The organism is Phytobacter sp. (assembly GCF_059074235.1).
Genome location: NZ_JCACPZ010000008.1, coordinates 750,583 through 771,413, shown reverse-complemented (window position 1 = coordinate 771,413; position 20,831 = coordinate 750,583). Strand labels below are relative to the sequence as shown.

The window sequence follows — 20,831 nt, the reverse complement described above, 5'->3', positions numbered from 1 at the left end:
TTCTGTTCTCCTGTAAATAAGCATATTTATAACTTCGGTGTTGCTGGTATATAAAGCGGCATTGCCGGGTATTGTATTTATTTATTATTAATATTGAATTAAGATTGAATTAGTTTAGTCCATAATTTGGGTTTTATTTAGCTGAGATATTTTATGCGAAATGATAACAAATATCATGAGCGTTCACTCGCTGCGAATAAAAGTACATTGGTCAGTGTCGTGGTTAATTTTTTCTTATCATTGATGCAAATTCTGACTGGTTTATTTTCAGGTTCTCAGGGGTTAATTGCTGATGGGATTCATTCTCTTTCCGATTTAATTGCTGACTTTGTGGTTTTGTTTGCCAATAAAAAAAGCCGTAAACCGTCAGACAGTGACCATCATTACGGGCACTGGCGGTACGAGAACGGTGCGTCAATGATTTTGGGAATACTGCTTGCAGCTGTCGGGGCCGGAATGTTGTGGTCTGCAGGCGGGAAATTGCTTCATCCGGAACGGCTTTCCGAGGTTCATGCTGTAGCGCTCTGGGTGGCACTGGCAGCACTCATCACAAAAGAAACCTTGTTCAGGTATATGCTCAGTGTGGCTATCCGTGTTCAGTCCTCACTCCTTGTGGCAAATGCATGGCATGCCCGTTCTGACGCCGCGTCATCGGTAGTCGTGGCAGTGGGGATTATAGGAACTCTGGCTGGATACCCTTGGTTTGATCCTGTCGCTGCTTTTGTCGTCGGTATACTGATATTACGTATGGGTTACTCATTTGCTTATGATGCAATGCACGATCTGATGGACCGCTCTGCTGACAGAGATAAGGAACATGAAATAAAAGCTATTCTTCTCTCCACTCCCGGTGTTTTTGGGCTCCATGATCTTAAAACGCGCAAGGCAGGAGATCTTATCCTGGTCGACGTCCATCTGGAGGTTCCTGAAAATTTATCCGTCAGAGATGGCCATGATATTGCGATTGCTGCGCGGGAAAGAGTATTACAAAATAATGATGTTCTGAATGTTATGGTTCATATCGATCCATTTTCTGCTAAAGAAACCGAGTGCTGTGTTCAGCATACTGGCCGTTTCTGATGTTAAATTATTCTGCCTGTTTCAACGCGGTAGGTTGATTCGGTTGAGGACGCGATACTAACGCTGTAGTTGCCCGTATTAACCTGCCACTACAGCGTTATTATCTACAATCAGCACAAGCGTTTTACTCAGTTTCAGTTGCAGGACTTTTCCTCTGGTTGCGGAAGGTAAGAAATATATGAAGCAAACCCATTGCACCATGCGCCCAGAAATAGGTCTCAATAAATACAGTAAGAAATTTATGAAAATGAAGAACATTTTGTGCCAGCACAGATGAAGGTCCAGACATTGCATTTAACACAAACCATAACCCACCACACAATGCCACACCCAACAGCGCCATTACACCGAGCCCCTGGATCAATGCCGCCATTCCACCAGCATGGGCGTCGGGAAGACGGAATGACATGAGCATTTTGATGTCTTCAATCACACCACGAAAATCAAGGGCCAGCCAGGCATAATAGTAACGAAATCCGCGTTGTTTCAGCATCCAGACAAGCATGACTAATCCAAGGATTATCAGCGCGAATCCCGAGATGATATGGAACCACGTCACGATGCCGGTCAGTGATAGATCGCTAAGTGCCTCTCTTTCGGTAAGATTAGAGTTAATGATCTGCAACAAAACCAGTACAGCTACAATAATATGCAGTACCCGCAGAAAGGGAGTGTCTCTGTGAGGGAGTGCATTACGTAATTTTTCGTTCATCATTTATCCATTTAATTAGGTGGTTGACCTTATGAGTATCATGACTATTAATTAACGAAACCTTAACGCCTTCATTTTAAGTATCCCACCCAAAACAGGGGAATAAAGTGAGATGAAGCATGAAGTAGTCTCTGATCGCACCTCTGTGGGGGTTTTCCTGATATTTATCAGGCTTGGTCTGACGTCCTTTGGCGGACCGATTGCCCATTTGGGTTATTTTCGCGATGAATTTGTGACCCGACGTAAATGGATAAGTGCGCAGGGTTATTCAGATTTAGTTGCGCTTTGCCAGTTTCTTCCCGGCCCGGCAAGTAGTCAGGTTGGTATTGCGTTGGGATTGTACCGGGCTGGCTATCCCGGGGCTCTGGCAGCCTGGGCTGGATTCACAATACCCTCAGCGATTTTGCTCATACTCTTTGCTCTGGGAATGTCCAGCTACGGAGAATTGATGCCTTCTGGTGCTCTGCACGGCCTAAAGGTGGTAGCCGTTGCCGTGGTTGCGCAGGCGGTATGGGGGATGGCGCGTAATCTTTGTCCGGATGTCGTACGCGTAAGCATCATGGCCTTTGCAGCTTGCTTCCTCCTTCTTTTTCCTGCTGCTCTGAGCCAGATAGGCGTTATGGGGGCTGCGGCTATCATTGGCCTGTTGGTCTGCAAACCCGCTCAGAGCGAAATGCATGACCCACCTCATGTCTCCTTACGGCTTCGGACAGGCGTATTCTGGCTGGTGCTTTTTTTGATACTACTGCTCGGATTACCGCTGCTGACTGCTATATATCGGAATCATGTGCTGGAAGTGGTGGATGCATTTTATCGGACCGGCTCACTGGTTTTTGGTGGTGGTCACGTTGTTTTGCCATTACTCCAGGCTGTGGTTATCCCGACCGGGTGGGTCAGCAATGACATTTTCCTGGCAGGTTATGGTGCTGCACAGGCGATGCCAGGCCCCTTGTTTACCTTTGCTGCGTTTCTTGGTGCGTCGATGGGCCAGTTCCCTTCCGGATGGGAAGGCGGCATGTTATGTCTACTGGCAATCTTTACCCCTTCTTTTTTGCTGGTTACCGGCGCTCTTCCGTTCTGGGAGCATGTGAAAGGAAACCGACGGATTCGCGCTGCATTATCCGGTATCAATGCAGCTGTTGTTGGTTTACTGCTGGCGGCACTTTATAACCCCATATGGACAAACGCCATCCATAGCCCCCAGGACTTTGGTTTAGCGCTGTTGGGGCTGGTTGCCCTTATCTTCTGGAAACTTCCGCCCTGGCTTGTTGTTGTGTGTAGTGGTGTTGTGGGGATGATCATTTAGACGATGAGTTCAACTACACGAATATACATCTTATTACCCTGACAGCAATTTGCATAAGCCATCCACTACTCATGACTAAAAGCACACACGTCGCATCCCGTTGCTTCGTGATGACGTTATTCCCGTTTTCCTGCACGCCTGTCAAAGGCGAGATGTCCTTTCTTCGACGGGCACTGTACTCAGATCACTCTGTCAATATTGAAGGGCCTGGCGAAATGGGTAATCCAAAACGACGAGTCTCTTGCAGGCCAGAAAAAAGTGACATCAGAAATGTGCCAGGCCTGATGTCACTGGATGAATAGCACCTGAAGTTAGCGTATGCCAGCGTACTCCATCATTACCTGGAGCAAGACGTTCGCCCCGGCGGCGACATGTTCGGGTGATGCATACTCAATTTCGTTATGGCTGATGCCGTCTTTACAGGGAATAAAGATCATCCCGGTCGGGGCCAGGTAACTCATATAGACTGCATCGTGCCCGGCACCGGAGATAATTGGTCGCGATGGATAACCGAGTTGCTGTGCGGCACGACCTATTGACTGCTGGCAGCGGGCATCAAAGGGTGCGGCGGGATAGTGGCTGACCTGCTCAAGCGTGATGCCAAGACCACTTTCCTGCGACACCGCAATGATAAAGTCCTGCAATTGGGCATCCATCTCATCGACGGCAGCATCGCTGATGTTGCGCATATCGATGGAGAATGTCACTTCGCCCGGCACCACATTGCGGCTGTTGGGATGCACCTGCACCATGCCGACCGTGCCACGTCCCTGCTCACTGCGCCCGGCAATCGCCACCACTTCCTGCATGATGCGGGTCGCCACCTGCAACGCATCCTGACGCAGATGCATCGGCGTGGGGCCAGCGTGAGACTCCATGCCGGTTACAGTGCAGTCATACCAACGGATCCCCAGTACGCCCTGGACCACGCCAATGACTTTCTCCTCTTCTTCGAGAATTGGCCCCTGTTCGATGTGCGCTTCAAAGTAAGCGCCTATTGGGTGATCGCCCGGCGTTTGTTGACCGACGTAGCCAATCTTCTCGAGTTCCTGCAATACTGTTTTGCCTTCTGCATCGGTGGCGGCGTAGATTTTCTCCAGCGGGAAGACTCCGGCAAAGACGCCTGAGCCCATCATCACGGGCACAAAGCGCGAGCCCTCTTCATTGGTCCAGAACACCACTTCCACGGGGGCATCCGTTTCGAGCTGCAAATCGTTCAACGTGCGCACCACCTCCAGTGCTGCCAGGACGCCAAAGTTGCCGTCAAACTTGCCGCCTGTCGGCTGCGTATCAATATGGCTGCCCGCTACCACCGGTGGCAGATTTGGGTTACGTCCTTCCCGGCGCATAAACACGTTACCGATTTTATCGACGGTGATACTCAGTCCGGCCGCTTTGCCCCAGCCAATTACCAAATCACGCCCTTGCCTGTCCAGATCGGTCAGCGTCAGACGACAACAGCCGCCTTTCGGTGTGGCGCCAATTTTCGCCAGCTCCATCAGTGAATCCCACAGACGTTCGCCATTAATCCGGCATTCAGCCAGCGCCGTGGCTGACGGGTTCAATACATCGCTTGTCATCTTACTCTCCCTGCATAAAGGTGGTGGCCATCGAGACCAGTAATGCATCGCTGCCGCATGGGCCGAGAAGCGAAATCCCCAGCGGCGCGCCATCAAGCGTGGTGACAGGAATGTTCACCTGTGGGCGACGGGTCAGAACGGAAATCAGTAACAGATCGTGGGACACCCGACGTGTGGCCTCAATCTCTTGCGCGGTGGCGCTCAATAACGGGGCAATATCCGGGACGGTGGGCATGATTAAAATGCAATCGCCCAACTGCGACTGCCACCAGGCTGTAAAGCTGTCGCGTAGCTGGCAAGCTGCGTCGAATTGTGCACTGGTTATCGCTTTGCCCCAGGCAAAACGCTCGGCAACATCCGGCCCCAGCTGCATGCCAAGACGCTCAATATTGCCACCCTGCGACTGCCAGGCTTCATAGCCCTGGATTTGGCGAAAGGCGAGGTAGACGGCTTCACGCTCAGGTAAGGGGGCATCCAGCATTGTCACGCTGCCGAAGCGTTGGGCGAGCTGTTCCCGTACCGGCAGTAGCGCCTGTTGGGTGTGCGCCGGTAAGTCGGCAAACAAGGCCTCGTGGCAGGCGAGTTCGATAGCGCTCGGTGCGCAGATGTCTTCACCCAGCAAGCAGGTCGCCGCGGCGCTGAAAGCCTGCGGGGTGCGGGCAAAGAAACCGCAGGTGTCCATGGTGGCACACAACGGTTGGCAACCGGCCAGTGAGAGGCGACCGTGCGTCGGACGCAGGCCAAACAGGCCGCAGTAGCTGGCGGGAGTGCGGACAGAACCGCCGGTGTCGGAGCCGAGCGCAATATCGCACAGGCCGTTAGAGACGGCAGAGGCCGAGCCGGAAGAGGAGCCGCCGGGAATGCGCAGTGGTGCGGCACCATTTCGCGGTGTACCGTAATGGATGTTATGGCCACTCATCGAATAGGCCAGCTCGCTGGTGTGGGTTTTGCCCACGAAACGTGCGCCGCCATCCAGCAGCTTCTGAACCACCGGTGCGGTGGTGGTCTTGATGCCTGAAGCCGCAAGCACATGCGGGTTGCCACCGCCGGTCGGGTAGCCCGCCACATCAAACAGATCTTTTGCCCCGAAGGTTAACCCGGAGAGTGGGCCGCTTTGTGCATGCGGGACGGGCACAAAGGGATAAGGCATAAAAGCACGGGCAGGATCCTGCATTTTACCTCCTCAAATTCAGGCATAAGCCTGTTGCGGTGTGATATCGGCGGCCAGTTCGCGCCAGCGGTGGCAACTGACCACATGGCGTTCGGCGACCTGTTCAGTAACGGGTTGCGTCTGGGTGCAGGTGGATTGAGCATGCGGGCAGCGAGCAGCAAAGGCGCAGCCCGGTGGCAGGCTGGCGAGATCCGGCGGAGAGCCGGGAATGCAGTACAGCGCATCGCCTTTTTTCAGCCCCTCTTTCGGGCGGCTGCCAAGTAACACGCGGGTATACGGGTGACGGGGTTGGGTGAGAATCTCCGCGATGGGAGCTTCTTCAACGATGCGCCCGGCGTACATGACTGCCACGCGATCGGCGATTTCTACCGCCGCACCAATATCGTGTGTCACGAAGATGATCGACAGGTCACGCAGTTTTTGCTGCTCGCGCAGCAGGATCAAAATCTGAATTTGTACCGTGGCGTCAAGTGCCGTGGTGGGTTCGTCGGCCAGCAACAACTGCGGATTGCAGGAGAGCGCCAGAGCAATCATCGCGCGCTGGCGCATGCCGCCAGACATCTCATGGGGATAGGCCTCCAGCCGCCGCTCAGGACTGGGAATGCGCACCTGGCGCAGGGCGTCCAGCGCACGTGCTTTAGCATCACTTCGCGACAGCCCTTCATGACGGCGCAGTCCCTCAATAATCTGTTGCCCGACGGTGTACACCGGGTCAAAGGCCAGCAACGGTTCCTGAAAAATCATCGCGCAGGTTTTCCCGCGATAGCGCCGCAACTGCTGCGCATTCATGTTCAGTACCGCTTCACCGCCCACATTTATGGTGCCACGCAGTACGCTGCTTTTCGGCGGGTGCAGGCGCATCAACGCACGCAAGGTGACGCTTTTGCCGGAGCCGGATTCGCCAATCAGGGCCATCACTTCCCCTTTGCGCACGTCGAACGAGACGCCGTTGACCGCATTGATGGTCTGGCCGTCGCGGCGAAACTCCACCTGCAAATCGCGGATATGGACATAGGCTTCATGCGACATGGCTCACCTCCTGCACCGCAATGGCCTGGTGGTACACCGAATCCGGCTGCGCCATCAGGCAGGCGCTTTGATGTCCTTCACCAACATATTGCAGAGTCGGTTTTACCTGTGAGCACACGGATCGGGCATGCGGGCAGCGGGTGTGAAAACGGCAGCCCGCTGGCGGCGAGATGGGGCTGGGTGGATCGCCCGACAGCGGTGACACCAGCGTGCGGTTTGCTGGGTCCATTGACGGCATGGAGCTCAGCAACGCACGGGTATAGGGGTGAGCAGAGGCGGTAAACAGCGCCTCTGAAGGACCAATTTCCACCACTTCACCGAGGTACATCACCAGAATGCGATCCGAGAGCCAGCGCACCACATGCAGATCGTGGCTGATAAACACGTAGGTGAGATCCAGCGTGCGTTTCAACTCCTGCAACAGTTGCAGCACCTGGGCTTCGACCGATTTATCGAGCGCGGAAACGGCTTCATCGAGGATCACCATTCTCGGCTTCATGGCCAGTGCGCGGGCGATGTTGACGCGCTGGCGCTGACCGCCGGATAACGCATGCGGGTAGCGATGGGCAAAACGCGCCGGTTCCAGCCCGACGTGCGCCAGCAGATATCGGGCATACTCATTGGCCTCTTTGCGGCTAATGCCGTGCACCTGCTGGCCAAACGCAATGCTCTCTTCCATCGTCAGGCGTGGGTTTAACGACGCGTAGCTATCCTGAAATACCATCTGCACCTGGCGACGATAGGCTTTCATGGGCAGGCGCGACGAACCAACGGCTTCACCGTCAAACACCAGTTCACCGCTGTCCTGTGCCAGCAACTGCATCAACACGCGCGCGGTGGTGGATTTACCGCAGCCGGACTCGCCTACCACACCGAGCGTTTCTCCTTTGTGCACTTCGAAGCTGACGTTATCCACGGCCTGTACCACTTCACGGCCTTTGCGCGCACCGAGGTGAAAATGCTTCACCAGATTGTTCACCCGCAACAGAGGCTGCGCCGGGCCGCCAATATCGACATTGATAAAAGGTTGCATGCTGTTACTCCTTAATCGCCATGGCGGCGCGCAGGCGATCCGCCAGAACGTTGAATGAGATGGAGGTGATAAAAATCATCATCCCCGGCAGCGCCGCCACCCACGGCTGGGTGTAGATTGCGGTACGTAAGGTATTGAGCATCAGCCCCCACTCGGGTTCAGGTGGGCGCACTCCCAGGCCCAGAAACGACAGGCCAGAGGCGAGGATCATGCACACCGAAATCAGCCCGGTAGAAAAGACGAAAATAGGCCCTAACACATTGCCCAGCACCTGAACGCGGATGATGGTGAACGCGCTGGCTCCGGTGGCGCGGGCGGCATCGATATAATCCATATGGCGCACCTGCGCGGTCACGCTTTCGGCAATGCGCGCCACCTGCGGGACAAAAACCAGCGTCAGCGAGAGCAGGGCATTACCAATGCCTGCGCCCATCGCGCCGGAAAGGGCAATGGCCAGCAGTACCGAGGGAAAGGCGTAGAAAATGTCGATGGTGCGCATAATCAGGGTGTTGGTTCTGCCCCCCATATAGCCCGCGACAATGCCAATCGCACCGCCAATAAAAAACGCAAACACCACTGGCACAATGCCCATAAACAGCGATAACCGCGTTCCGAGGATAAGACGGGAGAGCATGTCGCGCCCCAACTCATCGGAACCCAGCGGGAAGCCATCGGTGCCAATCGGTTTCAGGCGCATAAACATGGACGTCTGATAAGGGTCTTTCACTATCAACCACGGGCCAAACAGCGCCAGTACCAGCAGCACGAGAATAATCACGCCCACGATCACGCCGCCGGGGTCACGCATCAGCCGTGCACCCACGCCGCGCCAGTAGCCCTGTGAAGCCGCTACAGCAGGTGCTGCAACGGTGATTTTTGGGGTTACGCTATCCACCATCTTTAGCTCCTCTTAATGCGCGGATCGAGAGAGGTTTGCAGCACATCCACCAGCAGATTGAGCAGCACAAAAAACAGCGCCAGTACCCAAATCGTGCCCTGCAATAACGGCAGATCGCGCTGAAAAATAGCGGTGTTGAGCAGCAAGCCGGTCCCCGGCCACGAGAAGACGGTCTCCACCAGAATGGATCCGCCCATCAGGTAACCGACCTGCAATCCCATGACGGCCAGTGCGGTTGGGGCGGCGTTTTTCACCACGTGCCAGAAGATGCGCGACTCGTTGAGGCCACGGGCGCGCAGGCCGACAATAAACTCCTGACTAAGAATGTCGGCAACCTGCGAGCGCACGGTGCGGGCGATAATGCCCGTGGGGATAACCGACAGCGTAATCGCAGGCAGCAGCATGAATTGCAGATGCGCCCAGTCCCACTGCCAGCCGGTTTCGCCAATCGGTCCACCGCCGGTGGCGGGCAACAGCGCAAACTTCACACTGAAGACAATGACCAGCAGCATGCCGAGCCAGTAGTGCGGTACGCTCACACCAAACACCGACAGCAGCGAGGCCAGGCGGTCAACCACACTGTTGCGAAAGTAGCCCGCGACAAAACCGAACAGGCTGCCGAGGACAAAGCCTATCACCGTCGCCAGCAGCGCCAGGCGCAGCGAGTAAGTGACTGCGCTCATCACTTCGCCAATCACCGGCCGCCCTGTCGCCACTGACATGCCCAAATCCCCGTGCAGCGCCCGCCATAGCCAGTGCATAAACTGCACCGGCAGGGGTTTATCAAAGCCGTAGGCCTGCATAAGTGTCTGGCGCATGGCTTCGGAGGCATCCGGTGGCATCACCGACACCAGCGGATCGCCCGGTGCAATTTGCACCAGCAGGAAACAGATCACCGCGACCCCTAACATGGTCGGGATCGCCAGCAAAATGCGGTAAAAGAGTGTGCTGATCATGGCCTCTCCTCTTCGATTACTCTTTCTTACTCACCAGACTTAAGTCGATAAACCAGCTCTGTGGCTGCACGACACCCGTGACCGCCGGAGAAATGGCGCGCGGGCCAACATCGTGGGCGACAAACAGGAACGGAGCCTGATCCACCAGCGCGGCGTGCAGTTCGCCTGCGGCTTTATCCATCTCCGCCGGGGTGAAGGCATGCTTGACGGCGGTCGCCAGCTTTTCGGTTTCTGGCGTGGTGAAGTAACCCCAGTTTGTGGCGGTCGGTGGGAAGGCTTTTTCGGTGGCAAAGCGGATCATGCCAAAGTACGGGTCGGTCACTGCCGCACTTACGTTGATGGCATTCACGCCCTGAGCGGAAGGATCTTTCGCCCCCAGACGCCAGTTGGTAAACAGCGTGTTCCACTCATTCACTTTGATATCGACGTTAAAGAAGCAGCTTTTTAAGCTCTGCTGGATGTATTCGTTCATGGGCAGCGGCTGCATCTGACCGGAGCCAGAAGCCGATGTCGCAACCGTCACGTGCAGCGGTTTGCTCTCGCTGTAACCGGCCTCGCTCATCAGTTTCCGTGCGGTGTCCGGGTCGTACTTGATCTGGAAGGTCGGCTTGCCGCGCCACGGGTTGCCTTCTTCGTACACGCCAGTGGCTTCTGACATGTAACCGCCAAGGTAGCTTTTAAGCTCGCTGCGGTTCAGGCACAGGTTGGCCGCTTTACGCACGCGAATGTCGCGCCACGGTGAACCTTCAAGGAATGAGAACTGCCACGGCCAGACGTGCGGCTGGGTGTTGGCGTAGATTTTAAAGCCCTGGGCTTTAAGCTGATCCACAGCATCCGGTGCGGGCGCTTCTATCCAGTCGACCTGTTTTGACAGCAGCGCGGCAGTGCGGGCGTTGGCCTCCGGCAGGGGGATCAGCACCACTTTGTCGACACGCGGAATGCGGTCTTTATTCCAGTAGTCAGGGTTTTTCGCGAGGATCAGCTGCTGGCGCGGCACCAGTTTTTCCAGTTTGAACGGGCCACTGCCCACCGCCTGCGAGGCAAACGTGGTCCAGGCCTGCTTACTGCGTGCCGCCGTGTCGCCCGCCGAGGTCGGTACGGCATCGAAGATTTTCTGCCAGGCCGTCGGGGAGGCAATAAACAGGTTGGTAATGTTGTACGGCAGCAGCGCATCCGGTTCTGACGTGGTCAGCGCCACGGTGTGGTCATCAATTTTTTCCGCCCCGGTCAGCGTCGGCATACGGGATAAGGTGTTGCCGATTTGTCCTGGCGCATATTGCGGGGAGGTTTTATCCAGCACTTTGCCCACGTTCCAGACAATGGCGTCAGCATTCACTTCGGTGCCATCGTGGAATTTGACGCCAGGGCGCAACGTGAAGATCCAGCGGGTTTGATTCTGTGGGTCAACGTGCCACTCGGTTGCCAGACCCGGCACCAGGCCGCTCGGTTTCTCTCCTTGCGACAAATCCCACTCCACCAGGGCGTCATATAAAGGAATACCGGTAAAGCGGTTACCCTCATAGCCCTGATCCGGCTGACCCAGCGTTAACGGGATATCCGCCGCCGTCATGGCTATGCGTAAAGTTGAGGCCTGTACCTGTAATGCGCCAGCCAGCGCCAGTGTGCCGATGGCTGCCGCCACACGGTGTTTACGCCAAAAAGGTTGATTAAGCATCACGTTGTCCCTGTTAAATAAATGAGACATTTAACACGCAAGATACATACCAGTTGGCTAAATAAGAATTTCTGTCATTCAGGCAGGGGGAATATCAGAAGTGGTTATTACTCATGGGATTACAGCGCTTTTAAAATAACCCTTTTTTATATTTCAGCTTTATTTCGCACTCGTAACGGGAATTATGTTGCAAAAATGCACCATTAAATCTTCCTGATTTTGATTTCTGTGCGATATTATTTTGTCTCGTGACATTTTATTAAATCTTTTCATGATCATGCAGGAATTATTAGTTAGCCAGGGCGGTGGCAATGAAGGGGGCGGTGCGAAAAGACCCCCTGACAGGAATATCAGAAGGTCTGGAGGGGGGGCTGCGTTGTGTTAGATGGTGTGTCAGGGCTTACATCAACAGGTTTTCGTCAAAAACTCACCGACTGTCTGCATGCACAATGCCCGTTCTTCGACATGGGGCATATGGCTTGAGGATTCGAAAATCACCCACTGGGCTCCGGTAATCTTGTCCATAAACGGCTGCACAACCTCAGGCGTGGCTTCGTCATAGCGTCCGGAAATCAGCAGCGTTGGCACGCGCACCTGTGGCAGGCGGTCAATAATCGTCCACTCTTTCATACTGCCGATGACGTGAAATTCCGTCGGCCCGTTCATCGCGTGATAGACCGTAGGGTCGATGTCCATCGCGTCAAAGGTACGCTGTACTTCCGGCGGCCAGGGATCGAGACGGCAGACATGACGCTGATAAAATACCTGACTTGCTGCTTTGTATTCGGCACTGTCCAACGTGCCAGCGGCTTCGTGTGCCAGCAAGGTTGCCTGTACGTCCGGGGGAAGTTGTGCGCGCAGTTTCGCCGCACCTTCCAGCCACAGCGCCATCGAGGCCGGTGAGTTGGCGATAATCATCGCTTTCAGTCCCTGTGGCTGGGTGACCGCATGCTCTGCCGCCAGCATTCCGCCCCAGGATTGTCCCAGTAGCGCGTAATTGTCAGCAATTTCCAGCGCCTGGAGCAGATGATGCAGTTCGTCCAGAAACAGTGAAGGCTGCCAGAAGTCCGGGCTTTTCTCTGGCAGATGGGTGGAACGCCCGTTACCCAACTGATCGTAGTGGATCACGGCGCGCCCGGTTTCGGCGATATCTTTAAACGCATCAACATAATCGTGCGTGCAGCCGGGGCCACCGTGCGCGACCACTAATGGTGTCAGACCATTGTGCAGATCGCCGCAGATGCGAAACCAGGTCTGATATCCCCGGAAAGGAATATAGCCTTCTCGAATGGTGTACATGAGTGACGTTTACCCTGTGAAGTGAACTGGCTTTCAGGTTAGAACGTCACTGCTTACGCTGAACACTAGCAAAAATGCTAGTTCTTAACTGTCTAGCAAACGGTAGTGCAGCGCGCGAACCACGGCCTGCACCCGGTTAGTCGCGCCGAGCTTTTTCGCCGCCGTATTCAGATGCAGCGTGACCGTGGCGACCGAGCGGTGCAGCTTGCGGGCAATCTCTTTCGCCGTCAGACCTTCAGCAGACCACGCCAGGCATTCGCGCTCCCGGTTGCTCAGTTTGACATGGCGGCAGGTGAGCAGTGAGGCGTCAAACAGCGGAAATGCTGACTCCTGAAAACGGTGCGCCAGAAACGTCAGTTGCGCCAGTGTTTCGCTGATATCCCGCTCTTCCCGCTGGTCGGTCACAATCCCGGTCAGCGTGACAAAGCCACCGTGCGGCAGATGCAGCGGTACTGTGGCACCGCAGGGCATGTTGTTATCACGCATGTAGTGCGTCACTTCCTGCGCGTTCTCGTCCAGCCGCCCCTGCAACGCGCTGCGATCCGGGCGTTGATAAGACCAGACAAACGGCGCACAGCTCTCCAGCGCAAAGTGTTGTACCGGATCAACCTGGTAGTAACCGCGTTCGCACCATAACCGACGCATGTCGTCCGGCACATTGCGCATTTCCAGCAGTGACGGTGTGATCAGTGCCCCCTCCAGCGAGCGCGGAACCGGCGTGTAGTCGTAAATCACCGCATCAAAACCCAACGCCTGTGTGCGGGCAAACAGCCCGGCAAAAGCCTCTTCAAGTCTGGTGGTGTTGGTCGCACCAGGGCTTTCAATGTTAATGCGCATTGTGAACGTCCTCCGGGTCATCGGTGCCACGCCACGGGCACGGTTTGTGCAATTTACCCGTGGCTTCGCCAGAGCATGCAATTCCGGTGCCGCCCTGCGGGAAGGGCAAAACTAGTATTTTTACTAACTACCCAGCCTTTAACGATGTCGTTAGCGTAAAGAAAACGCCCGGGAGGTCCTTCCGGATGCAAATTTATGACGCGGGGCTGCACTACGGCGGAGCGATTTTTTAACCCTTCAGCACCGTATGCACCATGGGAGTTCGCGAATGCATCGTTACCGTTTTCTGTTATTTCGGCCATTGCAACTGCTGCCTGTACTGCTGGGGATCAGCATCATCACCTTTGCGATGGTGCGGGCGATCCCCGGCGATCCGGCGCGCATTCTGCTTGGCGTACGCAGCACGCCAGCGGCACTGGCGCGTATCCGTGCGCAGTTTGGCCTCGATGAACCGTTATGGGTGCAGTACGGCTACTTCCTGCGCAACTTGTTGCAGGGGGAGCTGGGCAAATCGATTGTGTACCGTGTAGATACCCTCAAGCTGATTGGCTCACGACTGGAACCCACATTATGGCTGGTGCTGGGCAGCATGTTATTGGCGGTCGCCCTTACTGTTCCTTTGGCCTCACTGGCGGCGCGGCAGCGGGGGCGGGCGGTGGATCAACTGATCCGTCTGTTCACCACGGCCGGGCTCGGTTTTCCGGCGTTCTGGCTCGGCATCATGATGATTATCATTTTTAGTGTTGTACTTGGTTGGTTCCCGGTCTCCGGCTACGGCAGCGGTTTTGCCGACCAACTGCACCACATGGTACTGCCGTGCCTGACGGTCGCACTGGCGCTGTCAGCGGTCTTGATTCGCAACCTGAGGGCCAGTTTGCTTATGGAGATGAGCAGCGATTATGTGGTGGCGGCCAGAGCGCGGGGCCAGCGTGAAAACCGTATCTTCTGGCGTCATGTGCTGCCCAATTCACTGGTGCCGACGCTGAATCTGCTGGCGGTAAATATTGGCTGGCTGATTGGGAGCACAGTGGTGATTGAGAGCGTGTTCGCCATTCCTGGACTGGGTCAGTTGCTGGTGAAAGCGATTTTTAGCCGTGACTACATGGTGGTGCAGGGCGTGGTCATGGTCTTCGCACTGGCGACGGTCGCCGTCAATCTGCTGGCTGATGTGCTGACTGTGGCACTGGATCCGAGGGTGAAATTATGAGTGCACTCAGCGCGATGTCCGGTTTACGCCACCGGGTTATTCCTCGCCAGCATGCGCTGCGTGCAGGGGTTGTGATTGTCGGGCTTTGGCTGTTTATCGCCCTGTTTGCGCCGTGGCTGGCCCCCTTTGATCCCATTGCGCAGGATCAAACGTCTAGCCTGCTTGCCCCCGGCGGTGCCCACCTGTTCGGTACCGATAACTTTGGCCGCGATATTTTCTCGCGTGTGCTGTGGGGGGCAAGGGTGGATCTGCAAATCTGTTTTCTGGGGGTTATCTTCCCGTTTGTGCTCGGGACCACGCTCGGCGCGCTGTCCGGTTATCTCGGCGGTGCGGTGGATGCAGCCATTATGCGGTTGATCGACATCGTGCTGGCGTTTCCCTTTCTGGTACTGATGCTGGCGATCATCGCCATCCTTGGGCCGGGGCTGGGCAGTTTCTACATTGCGATGGCGATGGTCGGGTGGGTCTCTTATGCCCGGCTGGTGCGAGCTCAGGTGCTGACGCTAAAACAGCGGGATTTCATTGTTGCGGCGCGCAGCCTCGGCTACGGGCATGCGCGCATTCTTTTCCGTCATCTGTTACCCAACGCTATCACCGGTGCGCTGGTGTTCTCCATGTCCGACTGCGTGCTGGTGCTGCTGAACGGCGCGGCGGTCAGCTACCTTGGCCTGGGCGTGCAGCCACCTACGGCGGAGTGGGGCGTGATGGTGGCGGAAGGACAGAGTTTTATCACGACCGCGTGGTGGATAACCGCTTTTCCGGGGCTGGCGATTGTGCTGCTGGCGATGGGCTTTAGTCTGCTGGCCGATGGCCTCGGCGATAAACTGGGAGCGCGTGTATGACACTGCTGACCGTCTCAGAACTGACGATTACCCGCGAGCCGGATATCGCATTGGTGGATAAGGTTTCGTTTACGTTGAATGCCGGAGAGATGCTCGGCCTGGTGGGTGAGAGCGGCTCCGGGAAAACCGTGACCTGCCGGGCATTGATGCGCCTGTTGCCGGGTCAGGGGCTGGCCATTACCGGCGGTGAGGTGCGGTTGGGTGACCGCGATTTACTGTCGCTAAGCGAAGCGCAAATGTCGTCGGTACGGGGGCGCGAAATGGGGATGATTTTCCAGAACCCGGCCAGCCATCTCAACCCGGTAATGACCATTGGTGAGCAGATTGCCGAAAGTCGCCACCGTCATTTCGGGGCCAGCCGCGCGCAGGCGCGGGAAGATGCCAAAGAGTTGCTGCGTCAGGTTGGCATTCCCGATCCGCAAAACCGCATTCACAACTATCCGCATGAATTTTCTGGCGGTATGCGCCAGCGCGCGATGATCGCCGTGGCACTGGCACCTGAGCCCTCACTACTGATCGCTGATGAGCCTACCACGGCGCTGGATGTCACCGTACAGATGCAAATCCTGCGTTTACTCAGTGACTTACGCCAGCAGCTGGGGCTGGCGGTCATCATGATCACCCACGATCTCGGCGTGGTGGCACAAACCTGCGATCGCATCGCAGTGATGTACGGTGGACGGCTTTGTGAGGTTGGCGGTAAGCGCGAGGTGCTCGCACAGCCGCTGCATCCCTACACCCGAGGATTAATTGACTGCCAGCCCGCCAGTGACGGCGGTCAGGGGCGTCTGGTCACTATCGGCGGCCAGCCGCCAGTGGCGGATAATTTCCCGACCGGTTGCCGTTTTCATCCCCGTTGCCAGCATGCCAGTGCGGCTTGTCAGAAGCAGCCTGCGTTGCGGCAGGGACGCGACACGCTGGCGCATGCGGCGGCCTGCCATCACGCCTTACAACCACTTAGCTTGCGGGAGGGCGCATGACGACATCAGCAAACTGGCCATTGTTAGAGGCGGACAACGTCAGCGTTTCCTTCCCGGTCTCTGGCGGCCTGTTGGGCACCAAACGGAAGGTGCATGCGGTTAATGACGTCACACTAAAAATTCACGCCGGGGAAACCCTCGGTCTTGTGGGTGAATCCGGTAGCGGTAAAAGCACACTGGGGCGGGCATTATTGCAGCTTGAGCGGGTGACAGCGGGCGAGGTTCGCTTCGATGGGCACCGCATTACGCATGGGCTGAAGAGCGACGTGGCGCGGCTGCGGCTGCAAACGGCGATGATTTTCCAGGACCCTTACGCCTCGCTTAATCCGCGCCAGACCATTGGCTACAGCATTGCGGAAGTGCTGCGCGTGCATCAGAAAGTACCGCGTAGCGCGGTGAATGCACGGGTGGCCGAACTCCTGACGCTGGTCGGTCTCCGCCCTGAGCAAGCAAAAGCCCGACCCGGCCAACTGAGTGGTGGGCAGTGTCAGCGTGCCGGGATTGCGCGTGCGCTGGCGATCGAACCACGGTTGATTGTCGCAGACGAGTGTGTGGCGGCGCTGGATGTCTCCATTCAGGGGCAGATCGTTAACCTGCTGATGGAACTGCGCGAAAAGATGGGGCTGGCGATTTTGTTTATCGCACACGATCTGGCGATTGTCCGCCGGCTGTGCGATCGCGTGGCGGTGATGTACCTCGGGCGCATTGTTGAAGAAGGCCCCTCCGAAGCGGTGTTCACGCAGCCGCGGCATCCGTATACCGCAGCCCTGGTGGCGGCGATCCCGGAAATCGATCCCGATAAACCGCTGCCTGCAGAGCCGCTGGGTGGCGAACCACCCAGCCCGTTATCCATTCCACAAGGTTGCGCTTTTCATCCGCGCTGCCCCTATGCGCAGGTGCAGTGTCGCACTGGCGCGTTACCCCCAACCCGGCAGATTGCCGATCACGCATATTCCTGTGTGTTGACCCATACAGGCGATGAGACTGTTTTTCCTTTGACCCGGAGATCTTTTGATGAAGCACAGGCATGTTAAATTTTTGGCGGCCAGCGTTTTTCTGGCACTCAGTGTGGTCAGCGAAATGGCGCAGGCGGCAGGTGTTTTAACCATCGGCCGTCGCGAAGACAGCACCACGTTCGACCCGATAAAATCGGCGCAAAACGCTGACAACTGGGTATTTTCCAATGTCTTTGATCCGCTTGTGCGGGTAGATAAAACCGGCACCAAACTGGAGCCCGGCGTGGCGGAAAGTTGGACCGTTTCGCCGGATGGTAAGGTCTATACCTTTAAAATTCGCGATACCAAATTCTCCGACGGTACGCCGGTGAGCGCCAACGATGCCGCGTTCAGCCTGCTGCGTATTCGTGACGACGAAGGTTCATTGTGGCGCGATTCATATAGCATTATCGACAAAGCCGAAGCGCCGGATGCGCGCACGCTGGTGGTCACGCTGAAATCGCCGTCTGCGCCATTCCTGTCACAACTGGCCTTGCCGAATGCGTCGGTTATCTCGGAAAAAGCGCTAAAGTCAGAAGGGGCGGAGACGTTTGCTGAAAAACCGGTCGGTTCGGGTGCGTTCAGCGTGAAAGAGTGGGTGCGCGGCGAGAAAATCGTTCTGGTGAAGAACCCGAACTTCTGGCAGGCGAAGAACGTCAGCCTCGACGAAGTGGACTGGCTGACCATTCCCGATGACAACACTCGCATGCTGAAAGTGCAGGCCGGTGAGCTGGATGCCGCGCTGACGGTGCCGTTCTCACGCATCGCCTCACTGCAAAAAGATAGCAACCTGAAGGTGGAGTTGGATCCGTCAACCCGTGAAGATCATCTGCTTATCAACCACTCTCACGGCGCGCTCGGTAAAGTGGAAGTACGCCAGGCGCTGGACTTTGCTATCGATAAAGACGCGATTGTGAAGACTGTGACCTTTGGCTACGGACAGGTGGCGAACTCCTATATCCCGGCAGGTGCTGTGTATCACTACAATGATAACCTGCGCCGCGCTTACGACCCGGAAAAAGCCAAACAGATGTTGAAAGCCGCTGGCGCGTCCGATTTAACGCTGAATTATGTGGTCAACGCTGGAGATGAAGTGGATGAGCAAATCGCTATTTTGCTGCAACAGCAACTGGCGAAAGCGGGGGTGAAGGTGAACCTGCAAAAAGTTGACCCTAGCCAGAGCTGGGACATGCTGGTGGCGGGGGAATACGACATTTCCGTGATGTACTGGACCAACGATATTCTCGACCCGGATCAGAAAACCACCTTCGTGCTGGGACATGATTCGAACATGAACTACATGACGCGTTATAAGAATGACACGGTGAAAGCACTGGTGGCAGCCGCTCGCGTGGAAATGGACCCGAAAAAACGTGAACAGATGTACATCGAGCTGCAAAAAATGGCTAAAGCCGATGTGAACTGGGTTGATCTCTATTACAGCCCTTACCGCAATGTCACCCGGAAGAATATTGAAGGCTTCTACCAGAACCCACTTGGCCGCTTCTTCCTCGAAGATACGGTGAAGAAATAAGCCTGATACAGTGGTCTTAACGGGTGCCGGTTTCATCCCCGGCACCCTGAGACATTAGCTATTCGCCCATGCCAGTTCCTGCGGTTCATTATTTAAATGGCGTGCCGCTTTGTGGTGCTATCAACCTGGAATCGGGTAACCGACTGCTGTAAATGCACGACCTGTTCCTGCAAGGAACTGGCGGCGGTGGCGACCTCTGCAACCAGCGAGGCGTTCTGTTGAGTCACGCCGTCCATCTGGTGAATCGCGATATTAATTTGGGTGATACCACGTGTCTGCTCGCCGGATGCCATCATCACGTCGTTCATGATCTCAACCACTTCTTTTACATCAACCATCACCTCATTCATGGTCGTCCCCGCTTCTTTAACCAGACGGGAACCCTTCTCAATGCGGCCCAGAGAGTCGTTGATCATGGTGCCGATCTCTTTTGCTGCCGTGGCGCTTCGCTGGGCCAGAGTGCGAACTTCTGAGGCCACAACGGCAAATCCGCGACCTGCTTCACCGGCTCGTGCAGCTTCCACGGCAGCGTTGAGCGCCAGCAGGTTGGTCTGGAAGGCGATACCGTCAATCACGCTGACGATGTCACCAATTTTGGCCGAGCTCTTCTCAATGGACGTCCATTGTAGAAACGACTTCGGACACCACGTTAGCGCCACGGGAAGCGGAACCCGATGCTTTCAACGACAGTTCGTTGGCTTTTTGCGTGTTTTCTTCATTGTTTTTAACGGTCGCCATGATCTGCTCCATGCTGGAGGCTGTCTCATCGAGCGAGGCGGCTTGCTGTTCGGTACGGCTGGAGAGATCGATGTTCCCGGAAGCAATCTGCTCGACACCGGTGCCGATAGCATCCGTCCCGCTACGCACACCCAGCACCATGTTTTCCAGCCCGTCGCGCATACGCTGTACAGCGGCAAACAGCTTGGCAATTTCATTCTTACCGGTCACATCAATGCGTGCACGCAGGTCACCCTCGGCAATACGGTCAAAGACCGAAATCACATTGTTCAGCGGCTTAACAATCAGATTGGTCATGACGGACCAGGCCAGTCCCGCCAGAACCAGCGCACAGGCAATCGAGAAGTAGAGCACGAACTGCATACGGCTGACGCGGTTGTTCGAGTCGTCGTAGGCGACATCAATACTTTTCAGTTTGTAGGCCACGAGAGCTTTCGAGGCTTTATCAAATGCGCCATACAGTGCCGTCGATTTACCGGCAAACTGACGGTATTCGTCCAGTTTGCCCGCTTCCAGAGCGACAAATGCCGGGCCGATAAACTCTTTCATCAGCGTTTCACGACTGGTGGCCATTTCTGCGGCAATGACCTGCTCTTCAGCGGACTGGGGATATTTCAGGTAATCCTCCCATTTCGCACTGGCGCTATCGATTTTACCTCTGGCGCGATCCAGCGCAACGCGGGCTTTGTCTGTCTCACCATTTCCCATCAATGATTCATACAAACGCAAATCAAGGCGGCCACGCAGCAACAGTTCCGAACTCTCATTCAGGGCAACCAGGCCTGGCAGTACTTCCGTATCCACACGGGCAAAGGATTTATTCCCTGACTGTAGGGCAAACAATCCCAAAATACCGACAAACAGGAGTAAGGCCGTTAACGAGAAAATCATTATGCTGAGTGCAGTGCGGATCTTTATTTTACGAAACATGGAGTATTCCCTTTTGCCGATATCATCGT

Annotated in this window: 17 protein-coding genes and 1 pseudogene; 7 read left to right on the top strand and 11 right to left on the bottom strand. The window is 55.7% G+C overall.

What is annotated here, in order from left to right; genetic code table 11:
• The first annotated feature begins 153 nt into the window (after positions 1-153).
• The gene (locus AC5JPW_RS21500; protein ID WP_494243108.1) at positions 154-1,080 is read left to right on the top strand and encodes a cation diffusion facilitator family transporter; all 927 of its coding nucleotides are present in this window, start codon (positions 154-156) and stop codon (positions 1,078-1,080) included.
• A gap of 124 nt (positions 1,081-1,204) precedes the next feature.
• Here AC5JPW_RS21500 and AC5JPW_RS21495 read toward each other — a convergent pair whose 3' ends face one another.
• Entirely contained in the window at positions 1,205-1,792 is a 588-nt protein-coding gene (locus tag AC5JPW_RS21495; RefSeq protein ID WP_494243915.1) for a cytochrome b/b6 domain-containing protein, read from the bottom strand.
• A gap of 112 nt (positions 1,793-1,904) precedes the next feature.
• Between AC5JPW_RS21495 and chrA the strand changes: the two genes are divergently transcribed.
• A complete protein-coding gene (gene chrA / locus AC5JPW_RS21490) occupies positions 1,905-3,098 on the top strand; it encodes a chromate efflux transporter (RefSeq protein WP_494243107.1) in 1,194 nt (397 codons plus the stop codon).
• Between the two features lie 311 nt (positions 3,099-3,409).
• Here chrA and AC5JPW_RS21485 read toward each other — a convergent pair whose 3' ends face one another.
• The 9 genes from AC5JPW_RS21485 to AC5JPW_RS21445 all read right to left on the bottom strand — a co-directional run bounded on the left by AC5JPW_RS21485 (position 3,410) and on the right by AC5JPW_RS21445 (position 13,576).
• Positions 3,410-4,678 (bottom strand): Zn-dependent hydrolase, encoded by a 1,269-nt coding sequence (locus tag AC5JPW_RS21485; RefSeq protein WP_494243106.1) that lies wholly within the window; start codon positions 4,676-4,678, stop codon positions 3,410-3,412.
• Position 4,679: 1 nt separating this feature from the next.
• Positions 4,680-5,852, bottom strand: coding sequence for an amidase (locus AC5JPW_RS21480; RefSeq protein ID WP_494243105.1), 1,173 nt, complete (start codon positions 5,850-5,852; stop codon positions 4,680-4,682).
• Between the two features lie 15 nt (positions 5,853-5,867).
• Entirely contained in the window at positions 5,868-6,878 is a 1,011-nt protein-coding gene (locus AC5JPW_RS21475) for an ABC transporter ATP-binding protein (protein WP_494243104.1), read from the bottom strand.
• Positions 6,868-7,911 (bottom strand): ABC transporter ATP-binding protein, encoded by a 1,044-nt coding sequence (locus tag AC5JPW_RS21470; RefSeq protein ID WP_494243103.1) that lies wholly within the window; start codon positions 7,909-7,911, stop codon positions 6,868-6,870. Before AC5JPW_RS21470 ends, AC5JPW_RS21475 begins: the two co-directional genes overlap by 11 nt.
• 4 nt (positions 7,912-7,915) lie before the next feature.
• Entirely contained in the window at positions 7,916-8,809 is an 894-nt protein-coding gene (locus AC5JPW_RS21465) for an ABC transporter permease (RefSeq protein WP_494243102.1), read from the bottom strand.
• Between the two features lie 2 nt (positions 8,810-8,811).
• Positions 8,812-9,765 carry an ABC transporter permease gene (locus AC5JPW_RS21460; RefSeq protein ID WP_494243101.1) on the bottom strand — a complete coding sequence of 318 codons (954 nt, stop codon included), beginning with the start codon at positions 9,763-9,765 and terminating at the stop codon, positions 8,812-8,814.
• A 16-nt stretch (positions 9,766-9,781) separates the two neighbouring features.
• Positions 9,782-11,440 (bottom strand): ABC transporter substrate-binding protein, encoded by a 1,659-nt coding sequence (locus AC5JPW_RS21455; RefSeq protein WP_494243100.1) that lies wholly within the window; start codon positions 11,438-11,440, stop codon positions 9,782-9,784.
• A gap of 405 nt (positions 11,441-11,845) precedes the next feature.
• Entirely contained in the window at positions 11,846-12,739 is an 894-nt protein-coding gene (locus AC5JPW_RS21450; protein WP_494243099.1) for a proline iminopeptidase-family hydrolase, read from the bottom strand.
• Between the two features lie 84 nt (positions 12,740-12,823).
• Positions 12,824-13,576 (bottom strand): helix-turn-helix transcriptional regulator, encoded by a 753-nt coding sequence (locus AC5JPW_RS21445; RefSeq protein WP_494243098.1) that lies wholly within the window; start codon positions 13,574-13,576, stop codon positions 12,824-12,826.
• A gap of 268 nt (positions 13,577-13,844) precedes the next feature.
• Here AC5JPW_RS21445 and AC5JPW_RS21440 point away from each other — a divergent pair, with 268 nt between their 5' ends.
• Genes AC5JPW_RS21440 through AC5JPW_RS21420 form a run of 5 tightly spaced genes read left to right on the top strand, consistent with a single transcriptional unit; the run spans position 13,845 to position 19,134 of the window.
• A complete protein-coding gene (locus AC5JPW_RS21440; RefSeq protein ID WP_494243097.1) occupies positions 13,845-14,783 on the top strand; it encodes an ABC transporter permease in 939 nt (312 codons plus the stop codon).
• A complete protein-coding gene (locus AC5JPW_RS21435; protein ID WP_494243096.1) occupies positions 14,780-15,625 on the top strand; it encodes an ABC transporter permease in 846 nt (281 codons plus the stop codon). Before AC5JPW_RS21440 ends, AC5JPW_RS21435 begins: the two co-directional genes overlap by 4 nt.
• The gene (locus tag AC5JPW_RS21430) at positions 15,622-16,605 is read left to right on the top strand and encodes an ABC transporter ATP-binding protein (RefSeq protein WP_494243095.1); all 984 of its coding nucleotides are present in this window, start codon (positions 15,622-15,624) and stop codon (positions 16,603-16,605) included. The genes AC5JPW_RS21435 and AC5JPW_RS21430 overlap by 4 nt, the downstream gene beginning before the upstream one ends.
• Complete coding sequence (locus tag AC5JPW_RS21425) at positions 16,602-17,639, top strand: ABC transporter ATP-binding protein (RefSeq protein ID WP_494243094.1); 1,038 nt, start codon at positions 16,602-16,604, stop codon at positions 17,637-17,639. The genes AC5JPW_RS21430 and AC5JPW_RS21425 overlap by 4 nt, the downstream gene beginning before the upstream one ends.
• Positions 17,620-19,134 carry an ABC transporter substrate-binding protein gene (locus tag AC5JPW_RS21420; protein ID WP_494243093.1) on the top strand — a complete coding sequence of 505 codons (1,515 nt, stop codon included), beginning with the start codon at positions 17,620-17,622 and terminating at the stop codon, positions 19,132-19,134. The genes AC5JPW_RS21425 and AC5JPW_RS21420 overlap by 20 nt, the downstream gene beginning before the upstream one ends.
• Before the next feature lie 92 nt (positions 19,135-19,226).
• Here the strand turns inward: AC5JPW_RS21420 and AC5JPW_RS21415 are convergent.
• Positions 19,227-20,802, bottom strand: a pseudogene (locus AC5JPW_RS21415) (methyl-accepting chemotaxis protein).
• Positions 20,803-20,831: the final 29 nt, after the last annotated feature.

Coding starts and splice junctions, on each gene's coding strand:
- chrA (WP_494243107.1), top strand. CDS start 1,905: ATGAAGCATGAAGTAGTCTCTGATCGCACCTCTGTGGGGGTTTTCCTG.
- AC5JPW_RS21420 (WP_494243093.1), top strand. CDS start 17,620: ATGAAGCACAGGCATGTTAAATTTTTGGCGGCCAGCGTTTTTCTGGCA.
- AC5JPW_RS21485 (WP_494243106.1), bottom strand. CDS start 4,678: ATGACAAGCGATGTATTGAACCCGTCAGCCACGGCGCTGGCTGAATGC.
- AC5JPW_RS21445 (WP_494243098.1), bottom strand. CDS start 13,576: ATGCGCATTAACATTGAAAGCCCTGGTGCGACCAACACCACCAGACTT.
- AC5JPW_RS21450 (WP_494243099.1), bottom strand. CDS start 12,739: ATGTACACCATTCGAGAAGGCTATATTCCTTTCCGGGGATATCAGACC.
- AC5JPW_RS21470 (WP_494243103.1), bottom strand. CDS start 7,911: ATGCAACCTTTTATCAATGTCGATATTGGCGGCCCGGCGCAGCCTCTG.
- AC5JPW_RS21500 (WP_494243108.1), top strand. CDS start 154: ATGCGAAATGATAACAAATATCATGAGCGTTCACTCGCTGCGAATAAA.
- AC5JPW_RS21465 (WP_494243102.1), bottom strand. CDS start 8,809: ATGGTGGATAGCGTAACCCCAAAAATCACCGTTGCAGCACCTGCTGTA.
- AC5JPW_RS21480 (WP_494243105.1), bottom strand. CDS start 5,852: ATGCAGGATCCTGCCCGTGCTTTTATGCCTTATCCCTTTGTGCCCGTC.
- AC5JPW_RS21440 (WP_494243097.1), top strand. CDS start 13,845: ATGCATCGTTACCGTTTTCTGTTATTTCGGCCATTGCAACTGCTGCCT.
- AC5JPW_RS21425 (WP_494243094.1), top strand. CDS start 16,602: ATGACGACATCAGCAAACTGGCCATTGTTAGAGGCGGACAACGTCAGC.
- AC5JPW_RS21435 (WP_494243096.1), top strand. CDS start 14,780: ATGAGTGCACTCAGCGCGATGTCCGGTTTACGCCACCGGGTTATTCCT.
- AC5JPW_RS21475 (WP_494243104.1), bottom strand. CDS start 6,878: ATGTCGCATGAAGCCTATGTCCATATCCGCGATTTGCAGGTGGAGTTT.
- AC5JPW_RS21460 (WP_494243101.1), bottom strand. CDS start 9,765: ATGATCAGCACACTCTTTTACCGCATTTTGCTGGCGATCCCGACCATG.
- AC5JPW_RS21455 (WP_494243100.1), bottom strand. CDS start 11,440: ATGCTTAATCAACCTTTTTGGCGTAAACACCGTGTGGCGGCAGCCATC.
- AC5JPW_RS21430 (WP_494243095.1), top strand. CDS start 15,622: ATGACACTGCTGACCGTCTCAGAACTGACGATTACCCGCGAGCCGGAT.
- AC5JPW_RS21495 (WP_494243915.1), bottom strand. CDS start 1,792: ATGAACGAAAAATTACGTAATGCACTCCCTCACAGAGACACTCCCTTT.